The organism is Rhodococcus sp. SG20037, from assembly GCF_031763325.1.
Taxonomy (GTDB): Bacteria; Actinomycetota; Actinomycetes; order Mycobacteriales; family Mycobacteriaceae; genus Rhodococcus_F; species Rhodococcus_F qingshengii.
In genome coordinates this window covers 5,560,698-5,579,554 of record NZ_CP134497.1, presented here as the reverse complement: position 1 = coordinate 5,579,554, position 18,857 = coordinate 5,560,698, and the positions used below count along the sequence as shown (strand labels likewise).

The window sequence follows — 18,857 nt, the reverse complement described above, 5'->3', positions numbered from 1 at the left end:
CGAATGCATAACGGAGGCAGTGATGACCGAATGGGTGCAGATGTTGGTGACCTTGGCCGACGGACCGCGGCAACCGGTCCACGGGGTCGTGGTCCCGTACCGCAATTCCGACGAACCGTTTCACTATTGCTTCGGCAGCTACGGTGAAGAACCTGTGTTTCTTCCCGTTCGCCTCCCCGGCGTGCATCTGTATCGGTGGGGGCGCCGATCGAGGATCGAGTCACTCGACGGGCAGGTGATGTTCGTCAGCGACGGCACCACCGCTTGGGACTTCACCGCCGACCCAGACCAACCGCGCTGCACCGAACTCCATCACGTGCACTCGCCCGGCGCGGGCCGATACCTTGCGATCACCCCGCGCGTTGAGCATTGGGTCGGCAACGATCATTCACGCCCGACAGGGCCGGTGACAGACGTCGAGTTCCTCGGCCGTCGATGCTGGTCGGTGGATCTCGCCCCACGCGAGAGCCGGAATCTGCCGAAGCCGTCGCTGCGGCTTGTCGTCGACGCCGAAACCGGTGCGGTACTTGCCCAACACTCCGGCGACGGTATCGACGGCGCCGCATACACCGACCTCAGAGTGGGGGAGCACCTCGAACTCTCCCTGTTCACCTGGGACGGTCCGGTCACCACCGATGCAGAATCGAGGAGCCTCACCGGTCGCGGCGGGCCACCAGTAACGCCGGCGCAGGAGTCGATGAGCTGGTTTCATGAGGAGATCGCCGCCGAACCCATCAGGGTGCCCATGCTGACGGACCTGACCCCACGCTTCGTTCACTCGATCGAACCCGAAACCGGCGCATTCGCCGCAGAACTCGGTGATAAAGCGGGATGGATCGCCCGGAGGCCACGATCGAACCAGCCGTGGAAAACCAAGACTTACGGATATCAGATCGCCTGGTCTACAGAAGATTTCGACTGGGTCTGCCAGATTCACCACGGAACACTCGACACCGCCGGGATCGAGTCCCTACAGCAGCAACTACACCCCGGCCTATCGGTAGTGGGCACGCCTGAACTTGTATTCGGCGGTTCGAACGGCGACTGAGACTGAGGGCGATAGGCACTCTTCAAGGAGAACGGGCATCTGGCAGCGTCATCGAACATGGCCGGAAACTTGCTGCACTGCCCACCGCGGCGACGAACGCACCTCCGCCGGTCCCGGTGTTCGACAACGATTCGGTGTGGATCGGCCCTGATTCAGTGTGAATTGTGATGGTGCCGAACGGTATACCCTTGATCGCTGCCCGAACGATTGCCGATTCACCATTGGTGGTCAACTTGCAGCCAATCTGCGCGCACTGTTTGTCAGCGGTTGCCGCCAGTGACAGTTCGATTGCGGGTGCCGCATCTGAGCTTTGCGAAGTCTCGACTGCCGCCAAAAATGCCGGGGACAGCGACCCCAGCTTGGTCGAGCCGATCGCCGGGTGGGCGTAAACCCAGCCACTTTTCGACCACTGCGTGTGGCTCTGCCGCCGGTTTCCCTCTCGTTCCCCGATGTTGCCTGACTGGCGAGACAATGAGAGCCTATACGTACTTGGGGGAGTCGGATCCAGGAGTATCGTATGCAGATCCACGCTTTGCTTCCGGCCATGATCCCGCCGGACGATGGCCGTTTCGTCGAACTATCCGATGTCCACGTGCGCGCTTCTGCTGCAATGAGAGTCCTGCGTGATTCGATTCCATGGGATGGATACGCATTGACGGCATGGGATGCGGGTTCAGGAAGTCATAGGCACGTCACGTTGGCGAGCGAAGGCTATACGCGGGAGCTCGACGAACATATGAACGATGCGTTCGTCGATGGGAATCCGGGCTTTCATTTGTTGCATACCCAGGTTCCGCACGCCCTTCGTTGGCTGGACTTGCAGAGGGATTGGCACATTCCGTTCGCGCAGACTCAGTCAGCCGAGGGATTCTTGATTCCCGCTGGGTTCAAGGAGGGGGCGACCATGTGTCTGAGGTTGCCTGGTGGGCGATATACCGGTGCTCTGCACGTGAGTTGGGCGCGCCCCAAAGACGCCAGTAACGAGGCACTTCGCGTGATCGAGAGGTTCCGTCCTGTACTCGCTGACGTCTGTGATCTCTTCCGGAGCGCTCATGGTGCCGTGCAACGGGCTGGGGTGGCAGCGCACGCCGCCATCGTCACCGATACAGGCGTAATTTCGGAGCTGCCCGGTCATACGGCGGGTCCGGTTCTTGGAGAGTCTGCGCGCAGGTGGTTGGCGTCAGCGATCCGGGATTGGGCTGGCCGACCTGCGCAGTACTTGTGGGCCGAGTCGGATGGTTCGTGCCATCGGATCGAGTTGTCGGCGGGTCCCGGAACGTCCCTCGTGGTTGTTGAACGTCGGATTCCGTGGCCGTTCGGGTTGAGCTGCCGGGAAGTGCAGATTCTTCACTGGGTCACCCGAGGCTATTCCAATCCCCAGATCGCGAAGAAGCTGTTCATCAGTCCTAGAACCGTTTCGACCCACGTCGAGCATCTTCTCGTCAAACTTGGGAGCCAATCTCGGGTGCAGCTCGCCGCGCTTGCTGTGGAAGCAGGACTGTTGCTCGCGAGCGAGATGTGAGGACCCGGAGTGCAACCGTCGGGCAGGGTGACCGCAACGACCAGCGAGTCGGGGTAGCCGGAACGGGCGTAAACCAAAGCCCTACGGTAGCGCCAAAGGCGTTGTGAGGGAAGATGTATCTCCGTTGATGATGCAGCAGCCGCATCTTTAGTGGCGGATTCTCGCCCGTTCAGTTCCGGTTATGAAATTCTCGATGCCCCAGTACATTTCGCCCGTTCGGTTTGTTGTGTCCGCATGCGATGTCCGACCGGAGGTATGCGGAAAATACGTCAACTGACCGATGGTCGAGGAATGTGATTGTTCATACGCTTTTCATCTGGCTATACGCCGCCCAGCCGGCCCTGTTGACGGCCTGCAGAGACGAAAAGAGTACCAATGAAACGCACTGGCTTATTCAGTCGTTCCCCAGCGAGGAACATCGCCTTCGGCGCACTATTCGCGCTGATCAATATGATCGCGCTCTGGCCACCTTTGTACATCGCAATGTCCCACCAGCACGGTCTGGTCATCGGCGTACCGATTTCGGTCTGGTACCTGATACTCGTGTCCGCAGCTGCGATCGCAGCAGTCACCGGCCTCTGGGTCACCGAGTGTCGTCAGGGAGCGGTGGACTGATGATCGTCACTTTTGGCGCCTTAGGCGTCTTCTTCGTGGTCATCGTTGTTGTCCTTCACATCTCCAAGAACCGGCAAAGCGTCGCGACGTTCAGCAACTACGCCGTCGGCGAGCGCTCGTTTTCGAGCTGGTTCGTGTCGATGGCGTACACGAATTCATGGTGGCCCGGTTCGACTTTTACCGCGGTTTTCGGTCTGACCGTTGCTAGTGGCGTGATCGGGTTGTACTTTCTCGTCTACTCCGTCCTTGGTGTTCTCGCGATGTATTTCATCGCCCGGCCAGTATGGAAGTGGGGTAAGAAGTTCGACCTGCGGACCCAGGCGGATCTACTGGACCTGCGGTACAACAGCCGCGGCCTGAAATTGATCGGAAGCGCCATCAGTGTCGTCGCCCTCGTGCCCTGGCTCGTTCTCGGGCTCATTGCAATGGGCGCGGTAGTTCAGTGGGCATCGCTGGGTAAACTCTCTGACGCCGACTCCATCCTGATCGGGATTGCAGTATTGGTCGTGCGTCAGTTCTGGACCGTCCAGATGGGTATGAGGGGTCTCATCCTCACCGATATGGTCCAGGGGATTGTTGCCTACATCGGATCGGCCATTTTGTGCCTGGGCCTGTTGTTCTTCTACTTCGGTGGCATCTCGAACATGAGCAAGCTTACCGACGCTCAACTGAGCCTGCCCGGCTTCGGATCCGATGAAGGCGGACTCTACTACTTCGGCATCGTGGCCGCCGGAATCATTGGAAGTCTTTGCTGGCCTATGATATTCACGCGAATCTACACTGCGGCCAGCGTGCGTGAAGTGAAAAAGGGCTCGCTGCAAACAATGGCAATCGGCTTCGTGTTCTGCGTTCTACTCATGTTTGTCGCGCTGTGCGCGGCGCCGATTCCTTTCGCGGCCGCCAATCCAGTATCGTCGTTCTTCGCGATCGCGCAGGACGCCGGTGGTACCTGGTTGTTGGCGATCGCGCTTGTCATAGTTTTCGCGGCGGGAATGGGTTTCGTCGACGGGGTCACCCAAGCGATCGGCACTCAAGTTGCAAACGACATCGTTGCTGTCGTTCACCCACTGCGGGACAAGCAGGAGCTCTACCTCGCCAAGGCTGCGATGGCAGTTACCGCAATGGTTGCCGCGATCATCGCGTACCGCATCTACGATTCACCCAACTTGGCCGGCGTCACGCAGTTGGCGTATCAAGCCATCATCCAACTTGCCGTACCGATCTTCGGTGGACTCATGTGGCGCAAAGGTAACAGGGACGGCGCAATCGCCGGGCTGCTCGTCGGTGCGGTAATCGCTCTGGCGCTGACGGTTCCGTACATGGACCAAGGCGGGGCAGTGCCGTGGCTTGAGGGGTTAGGTTCCGGGCTGGTCGGCCTCGTAGCCAATCTTGTCGTCTTCGTCGCGGTCAGTCTCCTTCGAGCCAGTGACCGGGAAGAGTTGGAACGAGTTGATCAGCTCTTCGAGTCGGCCCGAGAGCCGTCCCGCAGCCCCGGCCAGACAACACCCGTGCCGAGTGCCGGCCAGGTAGCGCCCGCACCTTTACCGTGACCCGATCTCGGGACTTTCCCACAAAGAAGAGGAATTGAGTTCATGAGCACGTTTGATCAAACCATCACCATCCCCCACCTCGGCGGCTCGGTCATAGGGGCCACGTTCGGGCGACCTTACAACCCCGAATTGCCGACCCTGGTCATGATCAACTCGTACACCACCTCTGCGGAGTTGTACCGCGACCAGTTCGCGGATACTGCGCTGACCGGCAGGGCCAACCTGCTGGCGCTCGAGCCGTACGGTCATGGTCGAACCCGTTCGACATACAAGCATTTTACCTACTGGGACAGCGCAGTTGCGAATCTGCAGGCGCTTGCGGCACTGGACATTCCGAACGCATTCGTCTTGGGGACTTCGCAAGGGGGGTGGATTGCCACTCGGATGGGCTTGCTGGCACCAGAGGTAGTCAAAGGCCTGATTCCGTTGGGTACCTCGCTGGACGTCGAGAGTCAACGCAGTCGTGACCTCGGGTGCTGGGACGGGCCGGGATTCTGCACCCCCTACATCGAGGCCTTCGGCGAGCCGGTCGACGACGACTGGGTTGTTCCCGATGATTTCGTCGATGCCACCTTCGACGCTGCGCTGGGAGGCTTGAGCCCGGAAGACCGAGTGAGGTGGCTTGAGATCTACCGCACGAACTACTCCGGCGACGCGGGCCGGCACCGACTGCGGCTCGCCACGATCAATCTCCGTGATCGCGACGGCTTGTTCGGGCGATTGGACGAAGTGACGCAGCCGGTTCTGTGGCTCCACGGCACGGCAGACCAGGTTTATTCAGTGGCCAACGCCGAGGACGAAATCAAACTGTTCACCCGTGCGGCAGAAGTGCGCCTCGAGACGATCCCGAACGGGCATCACTTCCTGAGTGCGTCCAAACCCGCTGAAGTCAATGCTGCTGTGATCGATTTCCTTGGTCGGTGGGCATGACCGACACACAGCTCGAGCAAAAGGAAGAAGCTATGCAAGACATATTGTCGGACAGGCGAATTCATGCAAATGCGGTCGCAGTGAATGCGATGCTGCAAGCAGACCCCGTCTTGATCGACGTCACCCCGGCACTCGATGCGCTCCCCGGCATGACCCGCCACACCATCCTCACCTCGGGGGCCCCGTTGCCCTGGCCTGCATACGAAGGAGGCCAGCGCCGAGCAATACTGGGAGCAGCACTCTTCGAGGGGCTCGCGAACTCGGTGGAAGAGGCCGACGCTCTCCTGCATGCGGGAGACATCCTCGTCCGGCCGTGCCATGACTACGGGAGCGTAGGCTCGCTGACCGGGGTGACGACGGCGTCGATGCCTGTCCTCGTTGTCGAAGATTCGATGTCGGGTTCACGCGGACACTGCGTTCTCTACGAGGGAAGTGCCCGCGAACGCCTCACCTACGGGGTATGGAACGAGGCCGTACACCAACAATTGACCTGGATCAAGGACGTGCTCGGCCCAGCTCTCTCAGCGGCACTACGGCGCACTGGCGGTCTACACACCAGTCCGATCATTCGGCGTGCCCTCGGTATGGGCGATGACTTGCACAGCCGTAATACAGCGGCAACAGCGGTGTTCTTCGAACAGATCTACGAGTCTGTTCTCGAGGCCAACGGCTTCACTGCAGCAACCCGCGACGTTCTGAACTTCCTCAGTCGGAACGACCTGTTCTTTCTCCATGTCGCCATGGCGACGGGTAAGAGCATCGCGACAACCGCCAGCAATACACCGCACAGCAGCATCGTCACCGCTATGGCGTTGAGCGGGAAGGAGTTCGCGATTCGTACAGCTGGCACCGGCCAGCGATGGTTTCGCGCGCCGATTCCCACGTTGCAGGCGAAATATTTCGACGGGATCACCGCTGAGGATACTGCGTACATGGGCGGGGAGAGCCTGATCACCGAGACGGTGGGACTCGGCGGCCTCTCGGCGGCGGCTGCTTTTTCGCTTCAGGATTACAGCGGCGGATCGGCTCAGAACATGGTCGAAACGACGGAGGCAATGTACGGCATTACTCACACTGAGCACCCCCGGTGGAAGATTCCGTATCTAGGGTTTCGTGGCGTTCCGTTCGGAATCGACGCGGCACGTGTGGTTTCCACCGCGATCACTCCACATATCCACATGGGTGCCGCCCTGCGTGAGGGCGGACACGCGGGCGCCGGTCTGCTCATCGCCCCGATCGAACCCTTCCGCGAGGCCATCGCGGCGCTCACCGTGTCGGCGGCATGACGGAGAATCCCCCTTCGGCCGTCCATGGCTCCGCGACTGGCGGCTACTTCAGCCGAAGAACCATCACGGACCTGGCTGCGGACCTTCGGGCTCGTCGGGTCACGTCAGCGGACTTGATCGGGATTGCCATCGAGGAGGCCGAGAGCTCGCAATCGACAATCAACGCGTTCGTCACCATCGACGTGGCCGGAGCTCGTGCGGCCGCAGCCGCCGCCGATCGAGAATTGGCCGCAGGTGCTGACCGGGGTCCGCTGCACGGGGTGCCGATAGCGGTGAAGGACATGATCGATGTACGAGGTCTCCCGACGACCGCCAGTTCGCGTCATTTCGTGAATCGGATCGCCGCTCGCGATGCAGATTGCGTCGAGCGGCTCAGACGCGCAGGTGCGATAGTGATCGGGAAGACGACGACGCATGAATTCGCGAACGGTCCGACGGGGGATCGTGCTGCTACTGGACCCACTCGTAACCCACATGCATTGGGGCACATGTCCGGAGGGTCTAGTAGCGGTTCGGCGGCCGCCGTCGCTGCCGGCATCGTTCCAGTCGCACTCGGCACCGATACCGGTGGTTCCGTGCGAATCCCCGCAGCATGCTGCGGCGTCGTCGGTGTTCGCCCCACACAAGGGGCGATCAGCACGCACGGAGTACTTCCTCTGGCCAGTTCGATGGACACTGTGGGCGTTCTTGCTCGCTGTGCGGCTGATGCACACGTCGTACTGTCGGCGTTGATCGACGATTTCTCACCACCGGCCGAGGGCACTTCCGTCGCCGGTGTGCGCGTTCGCTGGATATCGCCGAGATCAATTCATGCCACTCAACCATCGATTGCCCGTTCTGCCCGCGATCTGGTCGCACCATTTCTCGCCGACGAAATAGATATCCACGGCGCGGAGGCACTTCGCTTCTCCTATCGTGTCATCCAAGGGCGTGAAGCTCACGCGGTCCACGCCGAAAGGCTCAGTCTCGCAACCGATCTCTACGACCCAGAGGTGCGTGAGCGTCTCGAGATGGGCGGCACGTACACCGATTCGCAGTTCTTGCAGGCGATCGCAATTCGTGAACAGTTCCGTGCAGGTGTTGCTCAGCTACTCAGTGCGGTCGATTTCATTGCGCTGCCTACGATTCCCTTTTCGGCACCGCCGCTGTTCAGCCGTCGGGTGAGTGTCGAGGATCAGCCGGTCGACGTTCCAAGTGGTCTGCTCTCACTCACCGCGCCGTGGAGTCTCATCGGACTGCCCGCAGTGTCCATTCCAGCAGCCGACGTCGACGGTCTACCTGTCGGTGTACAGCTCGTCGGACGCTCACACACCGAGGCTGGTCTTCTGTCGTTCGCGGCGAAGCTCGAGGCGCGGAAGCTGTTCGAGAGTTGAGCGGGCCAGATCACGCTGCTCGCGCACCGATCAGCTGACCTCGCTGATTCGTAGTCCCAGTCTGCCGCCGCATGCAGGTAACCGGTGTCACGCAAGGTGATCGGGGTTCTTCACGGACAATGTGATGAACAATGCTGACGCAATCAGCACGACTCCGAAAACCGAAAACACCGCCATGGCACCCCCGGCTCCGAACATCGCACCGCCTGCTGCGGCACCTGCAGCGATTCCGGACTGGACACCGACCACCACGATCCCGCCTGCACTTTCCGCCTTGTCGGGCACGGTCCTGGTCGCCCACGTCGACCACGCCACCGAAACTCCGCCGAATGCCAAGCCCCACAACACCACCAAGGCTGCGCTTACGCTCTGAGTTGCAGGCACCAGTGCCAGACCTAGAGCAGCTGTCCCGATCAGTAAGGGCATCAGCGCCAATGTCAGACGCAGGCTGAGTTGGAGGAGCCATCCGGCGACAAGTGTGCCTGCCAAGTTCGCCACTCCGAAGGCGAACAATAGAACAGTCAAGGTGGAGGCGCCGACATTGACCATGGTTTCGAGCGCCGGTCGAATGTAGGTGAACAGTGCATAGTGCCCGATATGGACGAGCAACATGCCGACGATGCCGATCCCGAAGCGTGGATGTACCAACACCGACCACAAAGTTCTCAACCGTGCCTCGTGCCGCGGTGCCATCGGGGGCAACGCGAACAGTTGGAAGGCAAGCGTCACGACCCCGAGGGCCGCGGTGACCCAAAAGGCACTGCGCCAACCGGACAGTTCACCGAGGTAACTACCGAGCGGCACGGCCACGATGGTTGCCACGGCGATACCGCTGAAAATGATTGATACAGCGCGAGGTACCGACGATTCCGGTACCAGGCGCATCGCCGTGGCAGCCGCCATGCTCCAGAAACCACCTAACGCAATACCGAGCAGGATCCGCATCGCCAACAGCACCAACATGTTCGGGGCCAGGGCCACGAGCGAGTTCGACGCGATCATCAGCACAGTGAAGCTGAGCAGAACAATCCGCCGGTCCATCCGTCGTGTCAGGCTTGCCGTCAGTAGTCCAGAGAGGATTGCTGCTCCAGCCGTGACGGTGACTGCTTGGCCCACCAGTGCTTCCGGCACGCCCAAATCATCGGCAATCGGAGTCAACAGACTAGCCGGAAGATACTCGGCCGTAAGCAGTCCGAATACGCCCAGAGCCAGTGACATCACCGCCATCCACTTCGGTGTTACCGGCAGCGGTGGCGGGTCGACAAATGCGGCTGCTCGGACGGGTCGGGTATCGGGCGCGGTGCTGCACACATCACTGGACAACGGCTGTACTTCTCCTGGATCGCATGAAAGGCTTTGAGTCAACACTAGATACGACTTTCAGGATGATCTATGACCGAGGATCCGGCCGTTTTGATCAAGAGTCCGGCCGAGTCGGCTGCCGGGACGTTCGCCTCGTCCTCCGACCTCATCAGCGAACTGTTGACGAGTATGCGGTTGCGTGGAGTGCAGTACCGTCGCGTCCATGCCGGTCCGCGATTCGGCATCGGCTTCGATGCGAAACCGGGCCGTGCCTATTTCCACTTCCTCGCAGTCGGTCACGCGTTTCTGCGTGCCGAGAACGGCACCGTCCACGAACTGTCAGCGGGCAACGCTGTGTTCATCCCGCACGGTCGACCCCATCAGTGGCTGTCCGGGCCGGGCGTAGTGGTTCAGGGCATCGACAGCTACGACTCCGAACCCCTCGGCGATGCGGTGGGGGACGTGAACGTCGGCCTCGCCGCCGACCTGTCTCCCAGCGCCGTATTGTTCACCGGTTACATGGAATTCGATCTCGGCGGGATGCAAGGCCTGAGTCGTATCATGCCCGAGATCATGATCGCCGACGCCCAGGGGGAGCGATATCCCGGACTTTTACCGATCCTTGCTGCGATGAGGCGTGAGACCTGTTCGGCGCGTGTCGGTTTTGCTGGTGTTTCAGCGCGTCTCGCCGAAGTCGTGGCTGCGATGATCGTGCGAGGGTGGGTTGAATGTGGCTGCGACAATGCCTCTGGACTGGTGGCGGCGCTGCGCGATCCGCGACTGGCGGGAGCCATCTTGGCTGTCCACCGGGATCCCGGACATCATTGGACGGTAGCGGAATTGGCATCGCAGTGCCATGTTTCCCGATCGGTGTTCGCGGAGCGCTTCCATGCGATGATCGGCGTACCGCCTCTGCGGTACGCGACGGAACTGAGAATGCTTCTTGCCAGCCAGTGGCTGGCCCAGGACACGATGTCGGTGGAAGCCATGGCTCGAAATCTTGGTTACACCTCTCAAGCTGCGTTCAGCCGCGCTTTCAAACGCGTTACCGGGCAACCTCCCAGCGCACGCAGAGCTACCTCGCCCATACAGTTCGTTGCGTGACGCTTCCGACGGCGATCGCCCCGAGAAGGTAAAGGGGAAGGCGTTCGAGTGCTTCTAGGCCCAACCCACGACGAGTCTCGCCGATTGTTCAGGAATCGTGGGGTCCAAACCGGTGAGTTTCGCAAATCGATGAAGACGATTGGAAACGGTGTTGCGGTGACAGAACAGCTCGTTGGCCGATTCCCCGATACTGCCTGTTTTCATATAGCTGCGCACGCATTCTTCGAGACGGACCCGCTCCGCGTCTCCGCAGGTCACCAAAGCATCGTCGACATCGGTGAGTAGCCCGCTACCTGATTCTTGTAGGCCTAGTTTGGCCAGTCTTGCCCACCCTCGGTCCCAGGTGAGAGCCGCGTGGTCTTCGCTGGTGATTGTTCGTGTGAGAGCTCGTGCGGTATTGGCCGCCGCGCGAAGGGCTGACAGACCGGTGTCGGCGTTGACAATTCCGACTCGAAGCTTGAGGAGGTTCCGGCCGACATCGGTAGCTTGCGGTCCGTCGAGGTCGAATCTGCGCGTGAAGGCAATCAGGACGTCGCCGAGGTAGTGGGTGTACACCGTTCGTCCGGAGCGCTCGGTTTCGGAGATGAACACTCGTAGCGCCGGGATGTCGTCACCGGCAGCTCCGATGACCAGAAGGGGGGCGCGTTGTGGGATTCGGAGTTCGGCTGCAATAGCATCCAGTTGATCTGTGTCTGTGGATCGGGGATCCTGGAACAGGTTTGCGATGCGTCCTTGCAGTGCAGACGATTCCTCTCTCAGCATGCGTTCTCGTTCGGCCATGTAGGCCCCTTGTGTCTGTGCGGCGTACTCGTCGACGGTGCGAAGCACGATCCACGTGTGTCGAACCAACAGTTCGGCATCCCTCGGTGACGACGCGGAGGTGAGGGCCTCCCACAGCACGTTGTAGTCCAATCGGATCGCGGTCATCAATGAGGTGATGGGGATCCCTGCCCGTGCACGAGAGATGCCGACATCGTTCGCGACGGGGACGAAATCGGGCAGACCTCCCGCGCGCAGACCTTGGAGCATGGCGGAGAAGGCCATCCGGCCTGTGCGTTCGATCTCGGACGTCGGAAGCGGCGACGAGTCGTAGCCCGCGATCGAGGCGACACGTTTGACGAAGGTGTCGGTCAGTTCGGCGACGTCGAGGCTGTCGAGCAGCTCTTGCCATCTTCCTGAGTCGCGGGCGTCCGGCTCGTTGCCCGGTCGTGAGGGGGCGAAGTGGTTCACCAAGTCAGAATAGGGCATATGCACAAATTCGTGGCCGTAATCGGCGGGGAATGCCTAGGGACAGTGAGCGAATAACCTGAAATGCTTGCAACAGGCCGAAATCCCCTGGGGACAGAAGCAGACCGAATCCCTCATCCCTGATGGAGAGTTATGACGTACACACAATCGACGTCGATCGAATTCGGAGCCGTTCACGAGCTCGACAAGAAGAGCGCAAACAAGGTCGCACTCGGCGCTCTGGTCGGTTCCGTGCTCGAGTACTACGACTTCTTCCTGTTCAGTGCCGCGGCCGCTCTCGTGTTCAATGTTCAGTACTTCACCAGCGGCAACGCAACCTTGGCCGCACTTGCCTCGTTCGCCACTTTCGGAGTAGGGGTAGCGGCCCGACCGATCGGCGGCATTGTCTTCGGTGCAATGGGCGATCGGATCGGCCGCCGAAAGACGCTGATGATCACCATCGTCGGTATCGGCATCATTACCGCGTTGATCGGCATACTGCCCACCTACGCAGCGATCGGCATCGCGGCGCCGGTGCTGCTCGTGCTGCTGAGAATCGTGCAGGGACTTTTCGTAGGAGGGGAATGGTCAGGTGCCTTGACCCTGGTGGTGGAGAACGCGCCACTGCATATGCGGGCGCGATACGCAGTGATTCCCCTCATCGGATCTCCGATCGGAACAATTCTGTCTTCTGGTGGATTTTTTCTGGTCACCATTGCAATTTCGCAGCAGAACTTCGAATCCTGGGGTTGGCGCATTCCCTTCCTCCTCTCGTTACCGTTACTTCTTGTCGCGGTTTATATTCGGCGCAAACTCGAAGAATCCCCTGTCTTCCGTCAGCTCGAGGAAGCTGGGGAGTTGGCGACCAATCCCGTGAGCACAGCCTTCAAACACAGCTGGCGTCAGATTCTGATCGGAATGGCGGCTTCACTTCTCGGAATGGGCGGGTTCTACCTCGTCACGACATTCTGTGTGTGGTACGGAGTGAACGTACTCGGATACAGCCGATCGTTGATGTTGCTCGGAACTATCGTCGCGGCCGTCGTCGAGATCTTCGTGATCTTGTTGAGCGGGCGGTTGGGCGCGCGGTTCGGTTCGAGTCGAGTGATCTTGTGGGGCGGGATCGCCTCTGCCGTAGTCGCTCTGCCGGCCTTTCTGCTACTGACTTCGGGCGTTCCCGTGCTCATCGTTCTGTCGATGACGTTGGCAGTGGCGACGTTGTCGTTTCCCTACGCAGGTACAGGAGCTGTTCTGACCGGACTCTTTCCGGCGCGAACCCGATTCACAGGTGTTGCCGTCGCGAACAACACCGCCGCGATGATTGCAGGATTCGTTCCACTTCTGGTTACCAGCCTCGTAGCTGCAGCTCATGATCACTGGTGGCCAGCTGCGTTGGTTCTCGCGCTGATCTCGTTGATCACCGCATCGGCAGGAGCGATCGCGCCGAAATTCAGCGTGGACCTCCCCGGCTTCAAGCACTGAGAAACGTAGCGCGGCTGGTGTTCGAAACATCGCACCTCGTACCGCTGGATCAGACGCGGCTGGATTACTGGACAAGGACATTTCTCTTATGCAACTCGACCTCATTGTGCGGGCGCGCGAAATCATCACCATGGATCCTCATCGGCCGATCGCGTCGGTTGTCGGGGTAATCGGTGACCGGATCGTCGGGTTCGACGACGAGGTCGCCGGTATCGAGGCGATACGAACCCTGGACTTCGCAGACGCCTGTGTGACGCCCGGTCTGATCGACGCTCATTGTCACACCGTCTGGTGGGGACTTGGATTGGCGTCGATAGACCTCAGCCGCGCCGCCACTCTCGAAGATCTCTACAGGCTGATCGAGGCCGAAGTAGAGCGTATCGGTGATGACGCCGATGCCTGGGTCCACGGCACAGGTTTCAACCAGGGGCACTATGGCGGCGAATTCCCTGCTATCGATCGGCTCGACGCCGTGACGGGAGACCGCCCACTGTACTTACGGCACACCTCTGGTCACGCTGCGATTGCGAACACCGCTACGTTGCGTCTCATCGGTGCGCTTGACGACGGGTTCGAAGTTCCCGTCGGAGGTGTCGTCGTGCGGGATGACGAGGGCCGCCCTACCGGTGTCGTTGAAGAGTCGGCGCAAGGTTTGGTGCAGGCGTTGCTCTTGCCCTACTCCACCGAGCGGCTCGCCGAGGCAATCGACGAAGCAACCAAACGCTTTGCTGCACAGGGGATAACAAGCTTCACAGAAGCTGGTGTCGGTGGCGGTTGGATCGGCCACAGCTCCATCGAAATCGCGGCCTATCAATTGGCCGCAGATCGCAATCATCTGCACGCCCGTGCACAGTTGATGCCGGCAACCGACGCCCTTCATCCCCTTGCTGCGAACGCCTCGGACTTCTGCGGCGAGGGCACAGGAGTTGGCTTGGACCTCGGGATTCGTTACGGCTTCGGCGATTCCCACCTTCAGTTGGGGCACGTCAAGGTTTTCCTCGACGGCTCTTTGCTCGGGGCGACCGCCGCTGTGACAGAGGACTTCTGCGGCCACGAACACAACCGGGGCTACCTCCTCGACACGCCGGAACTGTATCGAGAGCGTGCACTCGCGGCATATCGATCGGGGTGGCCGCTTGCGCTGCATGCAATCGGAGACGCAGCAATAGACCTGGCCCTGGACCTGATCGAGGAGGCACAGAAGAGCTACGGCCGCCACACAGCTCCGTGCCGTATCGAACATTTCGGCATCGCTCGACCGGATCAAGTGCGGCGTGCCGGCGATCTTGCTATTGCTGTGACCCCCCAGGCAGGTTTCATCGGGCCGCTCGGCGATCAGATTGTCGATCTTGTCGGGACCGACCGTGAACCGTGGCTCTACCGTGGGCGATCAGTCATCGATGCGGGAGCAATACTCGCAGGCTCATCAGACCTTCCTGTCGCCGACAACAATCTTCGTAGAGGTATGCAGTCGGCCGTCGATCGTCGTACCGACACCGGATTCGTCCTGGGCTCGAACGAGGCGATCACACCGGAGGAAGCCCTTCGAACGCACACGGAATGGGCTGCGCGCGCGACCGGTCAGATCGACGACAAAGGCACCCTCGAACGGGGAAAACTTGCGGACTTCGCCGTGTTCTCGTCGTCGCCGCTCACCGCGCCAAACATATCGGAGATCGACGTCGTCGCAACAATACTCGGAGGAAACCTAACCCATGATGCCCGACCGACTCGCTGAAGAATTACTCGTAATCTTGTGAAGGAGAATGCCGTGAACGTGATGCGAGAGCCGGCTGACGAACTCGCCGTCGATCTCGGCTACGTGAAAGCCGGACAAACGCACTTCGACCGGACGTTGCGTGAACTCGGTGACAACGAACTACGTGGACCCTCGTTGCTTCCAGGATGGACTCGCGCGCACGTGATCGCGCACGTCGGTTTCAACGCCCGCGCCCTCGGCCGCCTGGTGGATTGGGCGACGACAGGCATCGAGAAACCGATGTACGAGTCTGCCCATGCGCGGAGCCGGGAAATCGGCAGTGCAGCACCACTGTCAAATGTCGAACTCCGTGAACTCTGCGACAGGGAGGCGAGAGCGCTCGAAATCGCCTGGAGCGCAGTCCCCGACAATCGCTGGTCTACCGAGGTGAGCAACGCTCAAGGTGTGCGGATACCGGTCGTCGATACAGTGTGGATGCGATCTCGCGAATTGTGGTTACACGCAATCGATCTCAACTATTCGGCGAGTGCAGCGGACATACCGCCAGCGGTGCAGCGACGAATAATTCACAATGTCCTGGATACGTGGGCCACCCGAGACGACTATCGCGTGCACATGACAGTTGCGGACACCGGTGAAGAGTTCGAACCGGCTTCGAGTCACATCACCACCGCCGATTCGACCACGGCACGCACGGCGGTGTCCGGGTCGCTTCCGAATCTGCTGATGTGGGTGACCGGCCGCAGAAACATCGCAGTGTCCGCGGTCGACACGTCGGGCCGCGAGATCGGCACAGCCCCGACAGCTCCGCGCTGGCTCTGACGCTCACTATCGACAACACGAAAATGAGGAACGAATTGTCAGTCTCGTCAGTAACGGGCGGCCCGCTGGTGTCGCAACATAGAGAACTCGTAACCGCAATTCCAGGACCGCAATCGCAGGTGCTTATGCGTCGAAAAGAGGCGGCCGTTGCGGCCGGTGTAGGGCACGTTGTACCCATATCGATCGTCGCAGCCGGAGGCGGGATCTTGATCGATGCCGACGGCAATTCTCTGATCGATCTCGGTTCGGGCATTGCCGTCACCGGCGTCGGCAATTCAGCTCCAGCCGTTGTCGAAGCCATAACTCGCCAAGCGAAACTGTTCACTCACACCTGCTTCACCGTCACCCCATACGACGGCTACGTTGCGGTCGCCGAGAAGCTCAACTCGATCACCCCCGGTGACCACGAGAAGCGCACAGCACTGTTCAACACCGGTTCCGAAGCCGTCGAGAACGCGATCAAGATCGCACGCTCCTTCACCAACAAACATGCGGTTGTGGTCTTCGATCACGCGTTCCACGGCAGAACCAACCTCACCTTGGGCATGACTGCGAAGAACACCCCTTACAAAAACGGCTTCGGTCCGTTCACACCCGAGATCTACCGTGTTCCAACCTCGTACCCATATCGCGATGGGCTGAGCGGGGTGGAGGCGGCAGAAATTGCGCTCCTGCAAATCGAAAGACAGGTCGGCGCTTCCAATCTCGCAGCAATCGTCATCGAGCCCATCCAGGGCGAGGGTGGATTCATCGAACCCGCGACCGGTTTTCTGCCTGCTCTAGCCGAATGGGCAACTGCCAACGGCGTCGTGTTCATCCTCGACGAAGTCCAAACCGGGTTCGCCCGTACCGGTGATCTCTTCGCTGCGAACCACGAGCGAGTCGTACCTGATCTCATCGCAACAGGAAAAGGTATCGCGGGTGGATTGCCACTGGCCGCGGTCACTGGCCGCGCAGAGATCATGGACTCGCCACAATCCGGCGCTCTCGGGGGCACCTACGCCGGAAACCCAATCTCCTGCGCCGCGGCGCTCGCCACAATCGAAACGTACGAAAAGAACGACCTGGTTGTTCGTGCACGTGAAATCGCGGCGATCATCGATGAGGTCTTCACCGAACTGGGCGCCTCGGACGACCGTATTGGTGACATCCGCGGCCGCGGCGCGATGAAGGCCATCGAAGTAGTACACCCCGACAGCACAGATCCGAACCCGGCGCTGACCGCTTCCGTCGCAAAATTCGCCGCGGATCATGGCGTAGTGGTTCTTACGTGCGGCACCTACGGAAACGTCATCCGATTTCTCCCTCCGCTCGCAATTTCGGACGAACTGCTACGCGAAGGTCTACGCGTCGTGGCCGACGGATTCCGTGCGCACGCCCCGACCTCAGCCACAAAGGAAAGCCAGTCATGACATTGAAGCCACATGAACAGGACCTACTCAACCGTGTCGAGACCGGTATCGGCGTCGGCGGAACATGGGCGACGTCGAGTTCGGGTGCGACCTTCACCGTCGAAGACCCCGCAACCGGGCTTGTGATCAAGACGATTGCCGACGCAACGGTCGACGACGCCATTCGCGCCCTCGATTCAGCCGTTGCAGCACAACAAGAGTGGGCCGAAACACCTAGCCGCCTACGTTCGGACATCCTCCGCAGAGCATTCGACTTGCTGATGGATCGCAAAGAAGAGTTTGCTCTGCTCATCGCCCTGGAAATGGGGAAGCCGATCGCCGAAGCGCGCGGTGAGGTCGTTTACGGTGGAGAGTTCCTTCGGTGGTACTCCGAGGAAGCCGTACGCGTCAGCGGAGACTATCGCCGAAACCCCGAAGGGACAGGCAACATCACAGTGTCGCACCTCCCTGTGGGGCCCTGCTACTTCATCACACCGTGGAACTTCCCACTCGCGATGGCAACCCGCAAGATTGCTCCGGCACTCGCCGCCGGTTGCACCACCATCATCAAGCCGGCGGAACTCACTCCGCTGACCACGATCTACCTGGTGCAGCTGCTGGAAGAGGCAGGACTTCCGCCGGGTGTGGTGAACGTAGTACCCACGTCGAATCCCAGCGCTCAGTCCAGTGCCCTGCTATCGGATCCACGCCTTCGCAAGCTGAGCTTCACAGGCTCGACGGCGGTTGGCGTCAAACTCCTCGAAGCTGCTGCGCAGAACGTATTGCGTACTTCGATGGAGCTCGGCGGCAACGCACCCTTCGTGGTTTTCGAGGATGCAGATATCGACCGAGCGGTTGATGGCGTGATGCTCGCGAAATTCCGCAACATCGGTCAGGCATGTACCGCCGCAAACCGCATATTGGTACACGATTCCGTGGCCGACGAATTCGTTCGTCGAGTAAGTGAAAGGGTTGCTGCGTTGAAAATTGGTCGTGGGGCCGACGAAGGTTACGACATCGGTGCACTGGTCGACAAGAAAGCCATTGCGAAGACAGAAGGTCTCGTCGCTGACGCGGTGGACACCGGCGCGGAGATTGTCACCGGCGGTCAGGCTATCGTCGGCCCGGGCAACTTCTTTCAACCGACTGTGATCGACAAGATCGGGCCTGAAGCTCGGATGGTGAACAAGGAGATCTTCGGACCAGTGCTGGCTATAACTCGCTTTTCGTCCGAGGACGAGGCCGTGCACATTGCCAACAACACCGAGTACGGGTTGGTCAGCTATGTCTACACAGAGAACGTCGGCCGAAGCCAGCGAATGATAGAAAAACTTCAAACCGGGATGATGGGCCTCAACACCGGTCTCGTCTCGAATGCAGCAGCGCCTTTCGGCGGCATCAAGCATTCGGGGATCGGAAGAGAAGGTGGCTTCGAAGGAATTCGCGAGTTTTTGTCCACGAAGTACACGTTGACACCCCGATGAC

General features: G+C 60.3%; 15 protein-coding genes. 13 read left to right on the top strand and 2 right to left on the bottom strand.

Annotation, left to right across the window (positions count from 1 at the left end):
- The first annotated feature begins 22 nt into the window (after window positions 1-22).
- From RHP72_RS25710 to RHP72_RS25680, 7 genes are all read left to right on the top strand, one after another.
- Complete coding sequence (locus RHP72_RS25710) at window positions 23-1,048, top strand: hypothetical protein (RefSeq protein ID WP_311093989.1); 1,026 nt, start codon at window positions 23-25, stop codon at window positions 1,046-1,048.
- Between the two features lie 517 nt (window positions 1,049-1,565).
- Window positions 1,566-2,570 carry a LuxR C-terminal-related transcriptional regulator gene (locus RHP72_RS25705; RefSeq protein WP_311093988.1) on the top strand — a complete coding sequence of 335 codons (1,005 nt, stop codon included), beginning with the start codon at window positions 1,566-1,568 and terminating at the stop codon, window positions 2,568-2,570.
- 375 nt (window positions 2,571-2,945) lie between these two features.
- Window positions 2,946-3,185: a hypothetical protein gene (locus RHP72_RS25700; RefSeq protein ID WP_047271996.1), complete on the top strand. Its 240-nt coding sequence runs from the start codon at window positions 2,946-2,948 to the stop codon at window positions 3,183-3,185.
- The gene (locus RHP72_RS25695; protein WP_283552365.1) at window positions 3,185-4,735 is read left to right on the top strand and encodes a sodium:solute symporter; all 1,551 of its coding nucleotides are present in this window, start codon (window positions 3,185-3,187) and stop codon (window positions 4,733-4,735) included. Before RHP72_RS25700 ends, RHP72_RS25695 begins: the two co-directional genes overlap by 1 nt.
- Window positions 4,736-4,777: 42 nt before the next feature.
- Complete coding sequence (locus tag RHP72_RS25690) at window positions 4,778-5,665, top strand: alpha/beta fold hydrolase (RefSeq protein ID WP_099698380.1); 888 nt, start codon at window positions 4,778-4,780, stop codon at window positions 5,663-5,665.
- Window positions 5,666-5,697: 32 nt separating this feature from the next.
- Window positions 5,698-6,951: a DUF1116 domain-containing protein gene (locus RHP72_RS25685; protein WP_197494169.1), complete on the top strand. Its 1,254-nt coding sequence runs from the start codon at window positions 5,698-5,700 to the stop codon at window positions 6,949-6,951.
- Window positions 6,948-8,324, top strand: a complete 1,377-nt coding sequence (locus tag RHP72_RS25680; RefSeq protein ID WP_311093987.1) for an amidase — start codon at window positions 6,948-6,950, stop codon at window positions 8,322-8,324. The genes RHP72_RS25685 and RHP72_RS25680 overlap by 4 nt, the downstream gene beginning before the upstream one ends.
- A gap of 87 nt (window positions 8,325-8,411) precedes the next feature.
- Here RHP72_RS25680 and RHP72_RS25675 read toward each other — a convergent pair whose 3' ends face one another.
- Window positions 8,412-9,647 carry an MFS transporter gene (locus RHP72_RS25675; RefSeq protein WP_311093986.1) on the bottom strand — a complete coding sequence of 412 codons (1,236 nt, stop codon included), beginning with the start codon at window positions 9,645-9,647 and terminating at the stop codon, window positions 8,412-8,414.
- A gap of 69 nt (window positions 9,648-9,716) precedes the next feature.
- Between RHP72_RS25675 and RHP72_RS25670 the strand changes: the two genes are divergently transcribed.
- Window positions 9,717-10,730 (top strand): AraC family transcriptional regulator, encoded by a 1,014-nt coding sequence (locus RHP72_RS25670; RefSeq protein WP_099698376.1) that lies wholly within the window; start codon window positions 9,717-9,719, stop codon window positions 10,728-10,730.
- A 54-nt stretch (window positions 10,731-10,784) separates the two neighbouring features.
- Here the strand turns inward: RHP72_RS25670 and RHP72_RS25665 are convergent, their stop codons facing one another.
- Window positions 10,785-11,960, bottom strand: coding sequence for a CdaR family transcriptional regulator (locus RHP72_RS25665; protein ID WP_207624349.1), 1,176 nt, complete (start codon window positions 11,958-11,960; stop codon window positions 10,785-10,787).
- A gap of 150 nt (window positions 11,961-12,110) precedes the next feature.
- Here RHP72_RS25665 and RHP72_RS25660 point away from each other — a divergent pair, with 150 nt between their 5' ends.
- The 5 genes from RHP72_RS25660 to RHP72_RS25640 all read left to right on the top strand — a co-directional run bounded on the left by RHP72_RS25660 (window position 12,111) and on the right by RHP72_RS25640 (window position 18,856).
- Complete coding sequence (locus RHP72_RS25660) at window positions 12,111-13,439, top strand: MFS transporter (RefSeq protein WP_054827038.1); 1,329 nt, start codon at window positions 12,111-12,113, stop codon at window positions 13,437-13,439.
- 88 nt (window positions 13,440-13,527) lie between these two features.
- Window positions 13,528-15,177 carry an amidohydrolase gene (locus tag RHP72_RS25655; RefSeq protein WP_311093985.1) on the top strand — a complete coding sequence of 550 codons (1,650 nt, stop codon included), beginning with the start codon at window positions 13,528-13,530 and terminating at the stop codon, window positions 15,175-15,177.
- Window positions 15,178-15,219: 42 nt separating this feature from the next.
- The gene (locus tag RHP72_RS25650; protein WP_235867987.1) at window positions 15,220-15,981 is read left to right on the top strand and encodes a maleylpyruvate isomerase family mycothiol-dependent enzyme; all 762 of its coding nucleotides are present in this window, start codon (window positions 15,220-15,222) and stop codon (window positions 15,979-15,981) included.
- A 23-nt stretch (window positions 15,982-16,004) separates the two neighbouring features.
- On the top strand, window positions 16,005-17,393 hold the full coding sequence (gene gabT, locus RHP72_RS25645) for a 4-aminobutyrate--2-oxoglutarate transaminase (protein ID WP_192713409.1): 1,389 nt from the start codon (window positions 16,005-16,007) through the stop codon (window positions 17,391-17,393).
- On the top strand, window positions 17,390-18,856 hold the full coding sequence (locus tag RHP72_RS25640) for an NAD-dependent succinate-semialdehyde dehydrogenase (protein WP_192713410.1): 1,467 nt from the start codon (window positions 17,390-17,392) through the stop codon (window positions 18,854-18,856). The genes gabT and RHP72_RS25640 overlap by 4 nt, the downstream gene beginning before the upstream one ends.
- Window position 18,857 lies beyond the last annotated feature (1 nt).

Coding starts and splice junctions, on each gene's coding strand:
- RHP72_RS25710 (WP_311093989.1), top strand. CDS start 23: ATGACCGAATGGGTGCAGATGTTGGTGACCTTGGCCGACGGACCGCGG.
- RHP72_RS25680 (WP_311093987.1), top strand. CDS start 6,948: ATGACGGAGAATCCCCCTTCGGCCGTCCATGGCTCCGCGACTGGCGGC.
- RHP72_RS25655 (WP_311093985.1), top strand. CDS start 13,528: ATGCAACTCGACCTCATTGTGCGGGCGCGCGAAATCATCACCATGGAT.
- RHP72_RS25705 (WP_311093988.1), top strand. CDS start 1,566: ATGCAGATCCACGCTTTGCTTCCGGCCATGATCCCGCCGGACGATGGC.
- RHP72_RS25640 (WP_192713410.1), top strand. CDS start 17,390: ATGACATTGAAGCCACATGAACAGGACCTACTCAACCGTGTCGAGACC.
- RHP72_RS25690 (WP_099698380.1), top strand. CDS start 4,778: ATGAGCACGTTTGATCAAACCATCACCATCCCCCACCTCGGCGGCTCG.
- RHP72_RS25660 (WP_054827038.1), top strand. CDS start 12,111: ATGACGTACACACAATCGACGTCGATCGAATTCGGAGCCGTTCACGAG.
- RHP72_RS25700 (WP_047271996.1), top strand. CDS start 2,946: ATGAAACGCACTGGCTTATTCAGTCGTTCCCCAGCGAGGAACATCGCC.
- RHP72_RS25685 (WP_197494169.1), top strand. CDS start 5,698: ATGCAAGACATATTGTCGGACAGGCGAATTCATGCAAATGCGGTCGCA.
- gabT (WP_192713409.1), top strand. CDS start 16,005: ATGAGGAACGAATTGTCAGTCTCGTCAGTAACGGGCGGCCCGCTGGTG.
- RHP72_RS25695 (WP_283552365.1), top strand. CDS start 3,185: ATGATCGTCACTTTTGGCGCCTTAGGCGTCTTCTTCGTGGTCATCGTT.
- RHP72_RS25670 (WP_099698376.1), top strand. CDS start 9,717: ATGACCGAGGATCCGGCCGTTTTGATCAAGAGTCCGGCCGAGTCGGCT.
- RHP72_RS25650 (WP_235867987.1), top strand. CDS start 15,220: ATGCGAGAGCCGGCTGACGAACTCGCCGTCGATCTCGGCTACGTGAAA.